This is a genomic window from uncultured Gimesia sp., assembly GCF_937919775.1.
Classification (GTDB): Bacteria; Planctomycetota; Planctomycetia; order Planctomycetales; family Planctomycetaceae; genus Gimesia.
The window spans coordinates 1-11,209 of the sequence record NZ_CALFPF010000624.1; the positions used below are offsets into that span (position 1 = coordinate 1).

An 11,209-nucleotide genomic window follows, 5' to 3' on the forward strand; every position below is an offset into this window, starting at 1 on the left:
CCACGTCAGAAACCACGGGCATTTCGCGTGCATCTGATGCAGCAAAGGATCGGAACGGTACTGAGCATAACGCACGCGATAATCACCCAGCGTTTCAATCTCCGGACCGAGATGCGTGCGGATTTTTCCATTACGACCGGATGCATATTCGTAAATGTAATCGCCCAGATGGAACACGAGATCGACATCATCGCGGGACATCTGCTCGTAAGCCGTAAATAAACCCTGCTCAAAGTTCTGACAGGAGGCAAACGCAAACTTAAGCTGCTCCGGCATGTCAGACGCGACAGGCATGGTTCGCGTGCGACCCACCGGGCTCACAGCGTCACCGGCCTGAAAACGATACCAGTACCAGCGGTCAGGCTGCAGTCCGGGAACTTCCACGTGCACGGTATGCCCTAGTTGCGGTGTGGCCTGTGCGGTTCCGGAAGCAACCGGTTTCTGAAACCCTTCATCATCTGCCACTTCCCAGCGGACCTCCACCGCCTGAGGCCCCATGCCGCCATTGGGCTCCAGCGGCTCAGGAGCCAGTCGCGTCCACAAAATCACACTGCTCGAATCAGGATCTCCTGACGCCACGCCCAGCGTAAACGGATCTTTCTTAAACACTGGCGAACGATCAGCCCATGCGACCGGTGTCAGAAACGGCAGAGACGACAGTGCCGCCCCGTAGGACAGGAATAACCGCCGACTCACACCGTTTTCAGATTTGATTGCTGCTTGAAGTTGCTTAAAATCGAACATGGTTTCTTTACCTGTTTTAAACGAGATCGGCGGGAAGGATCGTTGGGGAATGAATATCGGTTTGCTCTGCAATCATGGTATGTCGGCGGAGGCATACGCTGCAGCGACTTTTATTCTAAGAGAGCATTCGGGCACAAGCAACCAGAGATCTCTTCAAATCAGACCGCTGCGCTGACTTTTAACGGGAACTTCACGAAGTCCCTCAGCTCAATATTTCTTTGATCACATGTCCGTGCACGTCGGTCAGACGGTGATCCCTGCCCCCATGTCGAAAGGTGAGTGCTTCATGATCAACGCCCATCTGATGCAGAATCGTCGCATGGATGTCATGAATCGTCAGCGGATTGATCACGACAGAATTACCGAACTCATCGGTCTCACCATAGGTCATCCCTCCCTTAAAACCGCCCCCCGCCATAAACAGACTGTAACCGTTGACGTGATGATCGCGGCCGCAGGTCGGCGTGACTTTGGGTGTGTGCGGCGTGCGTCCCATTTCCCCCGCCCAGACCACGAGTGTTTCCTCCAGCAGTCCACGCAATTTCAAATCGGTAATCAATGCCGCCACTGATTGCTCGGTGATCCGGGCATTCTTTTCGTGATTCTGTTTCAGCAAGCCGTGCTGATCCCAGGGAGAATTATTACTGTCAAAACTGGGACAGGTAATCTCGACAAACCGCACGCCCGCTTCCACCAGTCGTCGTGCCCGCAAGGCTTGTGTCGCATAATAGTGCTGATGTTCGTCTTTCGAATCAACGCCATAATCGCGTTGAATATGTAGAGGTTCTCTACTGATATCGGACACTTCCGGAATCAGCGTCTGCATGCGAAATGCGGTTTCATAATTGGCAATCGCACTTTCGATCGGAGACGCCTCTGAGGCCTGTGCGGCAAACGCGCTGTCCTGTTCTGCGAGTAATGCCAGCTTGCGTTCTTGCAGCGCCCGCGGATCGCCGGGTTGAATGTTATCGACGGGAATGCCTTTCGCACGCACCATGGTCGCCTGATGTGTGGCCGGCAGAAAGGAGCTGCCAAAATTTTCCAGGCCACCGTTGGGAACCCAGTCATTATTGAGCACGACATACGCGGGCAGATTCTGATTTTCGGTCCCCAGTCCATACGAGACCCAGGCGCCCATACTGGGGGCCTGGCCGATAATGCGCCCCGTGTGCAACAATAAATTCTGCTGACCGTGCAGAGGCAGCTCACCAACCATCGAACGCACTACGCACAACTCATCAGCCACCGACGCGAGCTTTGGAAACAGATCGCTGACCCACAGACCACTTTCACCCCGCTGCTGGAAGTTCCAGGGACTGCCCAGCCAGACGCGACCGGCGTTCGATTGAGAGCGTTTCGAAACCGCCCCTGCCCCGATCGGTTTGCCTTCGTGCGTTTTCAGAGCCGGCTTGGGATCGAATGTATCCACATGACTCGGTCCCCCATCCATGAAACAGAAGATCACATTCTTCACCCTGGCAGTATGCTGCGGTCTGATCTGCTTCGTCGCTGCCTGGGACTGTGTCTGTTTTCCCAGCAAACCAGCCAACGCCAGCCAGCCAAAACCGGCACTGGTATTTTTCAGAAAACCACGGCGATTGGCGACAGGCAGATGTCCCGGACAACAGGCAGAATATTTTTGTGAGGTCTTCATGTCGATTACCGGTAATAAATGAATTCTTTGGTATTGAAGAGGGCATGCGCCACATGAGTCCAGACACTCGGGTCGGCCAGCAGACTTTGTGGATCAGCGGTGCCGCCTAAATCATGCACCAGTGCGCTCCAGCGTTTCAGTTCCGATGCATCGGGTGCGCGGCCGTAAGCTTTGAAGAACATCTGTGTGATGCGTTGCTCGACAGACTCATCCGGTTGTGTCACCAATCGACCCGACCATTCCTTCGCCTGCGCTTTTACAAACGGATCGTTCATCAGGATCAGAGCCTGATTCGGAACGTTCGTCACATCCCGTTTTCCGGTAGGCAACTTCAGATCAGGCAGATTAAAGCCCACCAGAAACCGGGGCGGGTCCATAATTGACATCCGCAGATAAACAGAACGCCGCCCTTCACCATCCAGCGGACCGTTAAATAGTCGCTTGGAAGCATCTTCTTTGGAACGGGGAGATTCAACAGGACGACCATACAACCGCCGATCCAGTCGCCCCGATACGGTCAACAGCGTGTCCCGAATCGCCTCCGCTTCGAGCCGCCGCGTAGGATAGTGCTGCCACAAGCGATTATCGGGATCAACGTTGACCGCTGCCACACTCACCTGTCCCGACTGCCGAAACGCGCGGGTCAGTACCAGCCGCCGAATCAGTCGTTTCGTTGACCAGCCGTCAGCCATGAATTCCCGCGCCAGATAATCCAGCAGCTCCGGGTGTGTCGGCTGATCCCCCAGATGGCCGAAGTCGTTCGGCGTTCTGACCAGCCCCTCACCAAATAACCACTGCCAGACCCGGTTCACATAGACCCGCGCTGTCAGCGGATGCTGCGGGCTCACCAGAAATTCGGCCAGTTCCAGTCGACCACTGCCGGGACTCTGACTGACGCCGTTTTGCCCCGCGAAGACTTCCAGAAAATCATGCGCGACCAGCGGGCCCAACTCATCAACATTGCCGCGCACATTGAGCGGATAACGGACGGGAGTGAAACCCCGCTCATCCATACTGTTCGCCGTGTGTGCAAACGGCAACTGCTGTTCCACACGACGATAGTCTGCCAACAATTGAACCAGCCGTAAATCATTGCCGGCCGTATTGTTGAGCAGTTGTTTCTCCAGTAACCAGTTGATGAGTTTGACATCCTCTGAACTCGCTTTGTCTTCCGACCACCGCTGAACCGCCGCCAACAACCAGCCACCAACATGCTGACAGGCTTCCGCAGAACTTTGCGGGGCAGCCATTACAAACAACGCTTCGAATCGGCCCAATTCGTCAGCAGGAACGCCCGCAGCATCGTGCGTCACGATGCGCGTCACGCTGAACCAGCTGCGTTTATCAAAACCAAAATCTTCAGCAGGCAACAGTTTGCCACCGGCTCGCGTTTTGCCAGTGCGTGGCGGGAAATTGGGGTTCAGATCGCTGGTGGCAATTTCAAATGTCAGACGTTGAATTCCATTCACCAGCGGCCGGTCGGCAAAGGTTTGCCACTTTGGTTCACTGTGGTCGAAAAAGATCACATTCTCGGTTTGAAACGCGTTATCAGGAACGCGAATAAATCCGCTCCACTCGCCCCCCGCTAATTCGAGGCTGACTATCTTCCCCGAGATGTCCCGTTCCGCAGGAGGCCGGATCGCTCCCGGCAGTTTGGAAGAGAGCGCCTGTGTGTGATAACCGCGAGGCAGCACACGTTGAACAACATCCCCCCCTTCCAGTGCAATCAAAGGCGTACCATCGTTTACGTAACCGTGACGAATCCCATCTCCTTCGGTCTGCCAGTCTGCAGGAAAGCCGGGCTGTTCAAAATCGGTGAGTACGTTAAATCGCTCCTGATTCTGGCGGCGGTGCGTTTCGCTGGCCGTTTTCCATTCCGTGGAAAGTTGCTGCCAGACAGCCGCGAGTTCTGCCGGCTTCGAAACTGTGAGCAACCGTTGAGTGGGATAAGCCACTTCACCCAGTTTAGGTTTTGCCGCCTTTTTTTCTTCGTCTGCATTCAGTCCAATCGCGGTGCGCCAGAGCGCGGCACGCGGATTGTCTGTTTTTTCATCCAAAGCCTGCGAGAGTTCCTCGGCAAACTGTCCCGCCTCTGTTTTCCAGCGTTGTTTTAATTCCTGATGAATCTCGCCGCGCAACTGTTTGAGTTTTTCAATTAGCTCATCGTGTTTACCGGGCACATCAATCACGCGAGACGTCCAGCGGGGCGTCATGAAGACGGCGGCCAGCGCATAATAATCGCGCTGTGAAATCGCATCGAGTTTATGATCGTGACAACGGGCACAGGCGACGGTGTTGGCGAGAAAGGCTTTGGAGAATGCGTCGATTTTGTTGTTGATCATCTCCTGATGAATGCCGTTGAAATCCAGGCTGTCGCCGTGGCGATGTTCTCCCATATGATAAAACAGGGGGCCGATCAGGCTTTCATGAAAACCGCTGTTCTGATCGATGCGGGGTTGCGTCAACAGATCGCCGGCAATCTGTTCGCGGACCAGCTGGTCATAACTGACATCCTGGTTGAACGCGCGGATTAAGTAATCGCGATACTCCCACGCCCCCTTCGCCGGATTATCCCATTCATAACCGTAAGTATCGGTATAGCGAACCACGTCCATCCAATGTCGTGCAAATCGCTCGCCGAAATGAGGTGAAGCGAGCAACTGGTCCACCAGCTTTTCATAAGCGGCTGCCGAATCGCGTTTTGAATCCGCCACGAACTGCTGGACCTGTGCGGGATCGGGAGGCAATCCGGTAAGCACAAATGACAGACGCCGCATCAGGGTGCGCGGCTCTGCCTCGGGAGCCGGTTCCAGTTTGACCGTTTGCATGGCTGCAAGCAGAAATCGGTCGACCGGTTGTTGTGACCAGTCATTTGCTTCCGGATCGGGTGGCTTGACCTCCTTCAGCGGTTGCAGACTCCACCATTTCCGACGCTTTTCAAAAATGGCTTTCCAGGAAAGCGACGCCGCTTCTGCTATCGTGGGCGGTTTGTCGCGCGAGTCGGGAGCACCCAGTTCGACCCACTTCACAAAATCGGCAATGACTTCCTCAGACAGTTTCCTGCCCGGAGGCATCTCGAAGGATTCATGTCGTAGCGCGTCGAGCAACAGACTCTCATCGACTTTGTGGGGCACGACAGCAGCCCCCGTTTCGCCGCCCGAGCGAAGTGCGTCACGGCTGTCGACTCGCAAGCCCCCTTTGATTTCAGTCGTCGCAGCGGAATGACATTCGTAACAATGTTCAATCAGCACCGGACGGATCTTATTTTCGAAGAGTTCCAGCCCGGGTGACGGTTTTTCCGCATTCGCTTTCGCTGCCACGCAAGACATCAGCAGTGCGATGAGCAGGCACTCACGTTTCGGGAAAGAAAATTGGCAGGCCGGAAACATGGTCGTTTCTCCGGAACGTGACAGAGGAAGGCGTCCAGAATCATATTAAAGATTGTTTATGTACTCTTATCCTATGAGAAAAGTCGCGTCAACTCAATCAGAGATGCAGCAGATTCTCTGGGAAGCCCGTTATTTGGCAGCCGCCCCCTGCAGCCCCGCATTCAATTCCAGAACTTTACCGATGATGCGTTCTTCGACATCGGGCTTATACGGACGGCTCGCTTCGTAGCCCCCTTCGAGCAAAACCCGCTTGCTGGGAATGTATCCGGAATAGACGTTCGAATAACCGGCGACCCAGATCGCAGGTCCCTCCGGTTCGTACAGCTCCTGCTTGATGCGGAGTGAGTAATCAACGACGACTTCCGTTCCCAGCGCTACCAGGGTCAGATCGTTACCGAATTGAATTACCTGCACCGGATAGTCCCAGGGCTCCCGGTTCTTTTCCGGCAGATATTCAAGTTGCACGGTTCCGTAAGCCGTTTTGAGCGGTCCGTGTAAAACATGCTGATGCAAGGGGGTTCGCTGATTGACTTCCAGAGCGGCTTCAATTGCGGTCGCCAGCGAACGACCGTGCTTATGTGCATAATGCAGTTCGCTGCGCGGATACGGGTTCTGATCACCGCCACAGCCCATCATAAATAACGCTGTTACGCCCGGATGATCCTTTTCAAAATACTCCTGCGCAAACCCGGCATAATCGCCCAGCCATTTGCGAAAGCCCATCGTCGTATTATGACAGGCATAACCGAACATCACCACTTTCAATTCCCCTTTCGGGTCATCCACTCTGAGCACGGGTACCTGATGATCGACCAGGCCGTTGGGATTCGGGTGATTACGATACCCGGTGGCAGTTGGCGTGCGGCGGTTCATGGCGACTGAGCAGCGTGCCGCCGACCAGCTTAGTTTGGCCGGCTGCATCCCTTCAATGGCCTCGCCAATCGCATTGACCAGAGCCGGCACCAGTGTGTCGTAATATTCTTTCGCATCATCGCGGCCATAAGCGGGACCACAATGCGTGTGCGAGGCATTCATCAGCAGCGCCTGCGGCGGCAGGTTGTATTTCTCCTGAACCTGTTTTGTCACATCGGCCCGCAATTGGTCAACCACGCCAATCAGATCGAGCGTCAGAAACACGACTCGGTTTCCTGCTTTGTCTTCGATCGCCAGTGCTTTGCCATACAGATCCTGCTCGGTCCCTTCCGCCGGTTCCTTGCGGCCTGCATAACCGGCCATCGGCAGCGGTTTTTCGGGAGTGATCTTTGCAGAAGCGACTCCCGCTTTCCACTCCACAGGTTCTGGATTGGCGGGTTCCGCTGCGTCTGTGTAAAGAGCGTGGCTGAAAACAAATAGAAGGCAAAGCGAAAATCGAACCATGCTGAGGGACTTTCCTGTTTCAGGGGAGTGTTTTGCGATCGGCGCCGGGGCCCATCGCGGTGAGACTCATCACCTTGATGGTACCCTCCCCAAACACAGTGATCAACAGTTTTCCCGAATATCACCCGCGGAAGCAGGGGAAGGCAAGCACGTCGGACTACAACTGGCCCGCCAATACCGCTATCATGAATTCCTGAAATTATCATTCCGCATCTGGAAATCAGAAACGAAATCATATCGGAGAGCACCACAATGAAACACATTTGTCTGACTGTTTTTTTACTGTTATCGCTGGCCGCAGCACCGATTAAAACGCCGGAACCCGACGAGCGGATCGCTGTCTGGCCTGATCGCCCCCTGTTGGACAAAAGTGATGATGAAGTCGCATACAGTAATATTGTCCGCATCACCAAAGTCAAACGGCCCGCGATTGAATTCTATAAAGCCAAAAACGCGGAACCGAATGCCCCCGCAGTCGTGATTTTTCCGGGGGGCGGCTACAACATTCTGGCCTATGATCTGGAAGGCACCGAAATTGCCGAGTGGTTAAACTCGATTGGCATTCACGCTGTGGTTCTCAAGTACACGGTGCCCGACAAACAGCGCGAGGAATCCCTCAAAGACGCCCAACGTGCCCTGGGCATTGTCCGCAGTAAAGCCAAGGACTGGGGCATCAATCCCGCACAGATCGGTGTGCTCGGTTTCTCCGCCGGCGGTCATCTGGCGGCGAATCTTTCCACGAATTATGAGAAACGCAATTATGCAGCAATCGACGAAGCCGACAAACTGAGTTGTCGTCCCGATTTCACCGTGCTGATTTACCCCGCGTATATCTACGAAAAAGATGATAAACGCAAGTCGGCTCCCGAAATCAAAGTCGACGCCAAAACCCCGCCCGCTTTCATCGTGCAGACGCTAGATGACCGGCGGCTGGTCGACAGCGCATTCAACTACACACGCGATCTGAAAGACGCCGAAGTCGACGCCGAACTACATCTCTACGCAAAAGGGGGACACGGTTACGGCCTGCGGCCTTCCGAAAATCCGATTTCCGGCTGGCCTGAGTTGTGTGGAGACTGGCTGAAGCGAACGACTGAGGAATAAACACACATTTGCAACCATCAGGGGCTGCCAGCCATTTTTAAGCGGCCCTCTGGTTGCGGATTCGCTTTCTGAAATTCCACTCGCAAATTGAGTAACTTGCTGATTTTCTGTTAAATCCGGATTGAATTGATCACTGTCCGGCTTCACAATAGAAATTGCGTTTTCCTTATTTTAACTCCTCAGGAGCCATCATGCTGACAGATCACATCCAGCATAGACGACTGTTTTTGAACACGGTTTTGCAAGGGTGCGTGGCTGGTTCGCTCTTCCCCTCTTTCACTGCTCTCCTGGCAGATGCTTCGCAAGTCACCTCCCGAAGCATTCCCGCCGTTCCCGGTAAACTGTCGATCAATCTGCGAAAACGCGCAGCTGAAACGCCAGATAAACCTACCACAGAAAAGACAGAGTGGAACGCATCGGAAACCGCCATCATCATCTGCGACATGTGGGCCGATCATCCCTGCAAGCTCGCCGCCCAGCGGGTGGACCGGATGGCACCGAAGATGAATCAGGTTATTTCGCTGGCCCGCGACCAGGGTGTCGCCATCATCCATGCTCCCAGTGGTGGGATTCAATTATACGAAGAGACGCCGTTTCGCAAACGGAGCAAGGAAGCCAAACCGTCAAAGCCTCCCGTTCCAATTCAGAGCTGGTGTTACCTGAACCCGGAAAAAGAACCGCCGCTCCCCGTGGATGACACAGTACAACGTTCCACGGAATCCAGTTTGCGAGGCTGTGATGACCCGATCGCCGATTACAAAAAGAATACCGACCGCCATCAGCATCCGGCGATCAAAATGGTCGGCTACGACGTGATCAGCGCGAACGGACAGGAGATTTATAATTTTCTGCAACAGGAACAGCGCAAGAACATTGTGCTGATGGGCGTGCACACCAACATGTGCGTGTTAGGTCGCCCGTTTGGAATTCGTCAGTTGAAATATCTGGAGATGAATGTGGTTCTGTGCCGCGATCAGACTGATGCGCTGTATGACCCCCGCGACCGTCCGTATGTCAGCCACACGCGAGGAACCGAAATGATCATCGAACATATCGAGCGCCACTGGTGCCCTTCGATTCTCGGACGCGATTTAACCAAAGTCATTCCGGGAAGCAACAACCCCGATTCCTGACTCTGAAGCGGTGACGATTCCTCATTTTACCAGATCGAAGTTGACCTTATTTTCTGCATTCCCTTTGATCGTGGCTTTCAAGCCGGATTTGTTGACGTCGTTGTACCGTTCGGGAATCAGCGAAATGGTGCCCATTCCTGAGGCATCCTTCTCATCAGGTTTGGTTGCAAAAATTGTGACTTTATTTTCCCCCACGGGAGCACCATCGCCTTTGACCGTGGTTGTTACTTCCACAATCTCTCCCCCTTTGATGGTTCCTGAAGCAGAACGGCCTGAGACGGGATGAAAGGCAATGGTCCCCTCTTCCAGAGGTTTTCCGTTCCAGATCACGGTTCCCGTCACAATAGCGACTTCCGGCGCGTCATCAATGCCTCCTCCACAACCGGTCATCATCAGACTCATAATAAATGCTAAGCAAAAAAATCCTGTTCGATATCCTGACATGAAGCGCCTTTCAAGGTGTGATCTGAATTCCTGATGCATAGTTGACTTTCGATCCAACCACGTCTTACTTCATGAGCTGATCACAAAGTAAGACGTCTGATTGAATTCACAGTTGACCGAAGTGAAGCAGCGTTAACCGCCAAAGTCACCGATCGCATTGCCGTCGGCTTTATCGCCCAGATTTCGATAAAGATTGCCGTCGATGTTTTCACTTAGAAAATGCACGCTGCCGTCGGCCATTGTGAAAAAGGCGCCTCCTGTATGACGGCTGCGAAATCCGATGCAGGCGTTCGCATCTCCGCGACTGAGCGTACCGGCGATCAATTCCTCATTCCGGTAATTGATCGGATGCGCCATCGTGCCCCAGCTCTGATAACCCCAATCCTGCCAGAGACATTGAGGACCCAGCACTTCGCCGATCATGATGGTATTAGTCGTCCCGTCTGTCACATGGCTGATTTTCGCAGAGTACCCGCTGCGACTGAACATGCCCCGCACGTCACGCACCTTGGGAGGATTGATAGAACTGAATTGACCATAACCAGCACCGGACGTCCCCGGTGTGGTCGCAGTGCTGTTGGGGTGTCCTCCGGCTGAGATCGCATAATCTGTCTGTCCGCGCAGTTCACCGCCGGCATCGTCAGCCCCCGTATCGGTATCCTGAATCTGGGGATCTGAGGGGCACTCAACGACCTTGAGCCGGTTCTTCTTTAGCGTAAGGTTGGTGCCAGACATGCCGTCCGTGCTGAAATTTATCTGGTTATAAATGGTCGACTGATCAATATACGGCAGAATCCGTACCGTCCAGCTATGACGGATACGCCATGTCTGTGGAGCGGGGGAGCCTGTATCACCGGTATAACAACACGTTTGTTGCAGAGGAAACTGCTGGAACGTTTCATGATAATTATGAAACGCCAGACCAAGTTGTTTCAGGTTATTCTTGCAGGAACTCCGCCGGGCCGCTTCCCGCGCCTGTTGCACTGCGGGCAACAATAGGGCAATCAGAATTGCAATAATGGCAATTACGACCAATAATTCAATCAACGTAAAACCATGCTTCTGTGAACGTTTCAGATTCATGTTGCTTTTCCTTTGAAAAAATGAAATAAGTCGATATTGATAAAAACATCTCCATTCCCCGAGGAACACCGAATTTTCCGGAACTCAAAGGGACCTGTTTGGCTAAGACAAGAGTTGAATCGAGCTAAAACGGATTTGGATTCTCATTCAGATTTGCAATATGTTCGACTTAGTGCGTAAATATGAACCACTCAGCATAATCTTATGTATATTAATATACATAAGATTAATTAAAAGTTTACTGATACGTTTGCAAAAATGTCAACTATTTTCTGGTGGAA

General features: G+C 53.3%; 8 protein-coding genes. 2 read left to right on the plus strand and 6 right to left on the minus strand.

Annotation, left to right across the window (positions count from 1 at the left end; genetic code table 11):
* The 4 genes from Q0294_RS17840 to Q0294_RS17855 form a co-directional block, all read right to left on the minus strand.
* Positions 1–744: PhoD-like phosphatase N-terminal domain-containing protein (locus tag Q0294_RS17840; protein ID WP_299468158.1), on the minus strand; the 744-nt coding region annotated here is incomplete at its 3' end.
* A gap of 202 nt (positions 745–946) precedes the next feature.
* Positions 947–2,398 (minus strand): DUF1501 domain-containing protein, encoded by a 1,452-nt coding sequence (locus tag Q0294_RS17845; protein WP_299468159.1) that lies wholly within the window; start codon positions 2,396–2,398, stop codon positions 947–949.
* 5 nt (positions 2,399–2,403) lie between these two features.
* Positions 2,404–5,787: a PSD1 and planctomycete cytochrome C domain-containing protein gene (locus tag Q0294_RS17850; protein WP_299468161.1), complete on the minus strand. Its 3,384-nt coding sequence runs from the start codon at positions 5,785–5,787 to the stop codon at positions 2,404–2,406.
* A 129-nt stretch (positions 5,788–5,916) separates the two neighbouring features.
* On the minus strand, positions 5,917–7,164 hold the full coding sequence (locus Q0294_RS17855; RefSeq protein ID WP_299468163.1) for a neutral/alkaline non-lysosomal ceramidase N-terminal domain-containing protein: 1,248 nt from the start codon (positions 7,162–7,164) through the stop codon (positions 5,917–5,919).
* Positions 7,165–7,416: 252 nt separating this feature from the next.
* Between Q0294_RS17855 and Q0294_RS17860 the strand changes: the two genes are divergently transcribed.
* Both Q0294_RS17860 and Q0294_RS17865 read left to right on the plus strand, forming a co-directional pair.
* Complete coding sequence (locus tag Q0294_RS17860) at positions 7,417–8,268, plus strand: alpha/beta hydrolase (RefSeq protein ID WP_299468165.1); 852 nt, start codon at positions 7,417–7,419, stop codon at positions 8,266–8,268.
* Between the two features lie 191 nt (positions 8,269–8,459).
* Entirely contained in the window at positions 8,460–9,401 is a 942-nt protein-coding gene (locus Q0294_RS17865) for an isochorismatase family protein (RefSeq protein ID WP_299468167.1), read from the plus strand.
* Positions 9,402–9,422: 21 nt separating this feature from the next.
* On the opposite strand, the gene Q0294_RS17870 is transcribed toward Q0294_RS17865, so the two are convergent.
* Together Q0294_RS17870 and Q0294_RS17875 are read right to left on the minus strand one after the other, a co-directional pair.
* Positions 9,423–9,803, minus strand: coding sequence for a hypothetical protein (locus tag Q0294_RS17870; protein ID WP_299468169.1), 381 nt, complete (start codon positions 9,801–9,803; stop codon positions 9,423–9,425).
* 174 nt (positions 9,804–9,977) lie between these two features.
* The gene (locus Q0294_RS17875; RefSeq protein WP_299468171.1) at positions 9,978–10,928 is read right to left on the minus strand and encodes a DUF1559 domain-containing protein; all 951 of its coding nucleotides are present in this window, start codon (positions 10,926–10,928) and stop codon (positions 9,978–9,980) included.
* Positions 10,929–11,209: the final 281 nt, after the last annotated feature.

Excerpts from the sequence above, each read along its gene's own strand:
- Q0294_RS17865 (WP_299468167.1), top strand. The coding sequence starts at position 8,460 with ATGCTGACAGATCACATCCAGCATAGACGACTGTTTTTGAACACGGTT.
- Q0294_RS17860 (WP_299468165.1), top strand. The coding sequence starts at position 7,417 with ATGAAACACATTTGTCTGACTGTTTTTTTACTGTTATCGCTGGCCGCA.
- Q0294_RS17845 (WP_299468159.1), bottom strand. The coding sequence starts at position 2,398 with ATGAAGACCTCACAAAAATATTCTGCCTGTTGTCCGGGACATCTGCCT.
- Q0294_RS17850 (WP_299468161.1), bottom strand. The coding sequence starts at position 5,787 with ATGTTTCCGGCCTGCCAATTTTCTTTCCCGAAACGTGAGTGCCTGCTC.
- Q0294_RS17870 (WP_299468169.1), bottom strand. The coding sequence starts at position 9,803 with ATGAGTCTGATGATGACCGGTTGTGGAGGAGGCATTGATGACGCGCCG.
- Q0294_RS17855 (WP_299468163.1), bottom strand. The coding sequence starts at position 7,164 with ATGGTTCGATTTTCGCTTTGCCTTCTATTTGTTTTCAGCCACGCTCTT.
- Q0294_RS17875 (WP_299468171.1), bottom strand. The coding sequence starts at position 10,928 with ATGAATCTGAAACGTTCACAGAAGCATGGTTTTACGTTGATTGAATTA.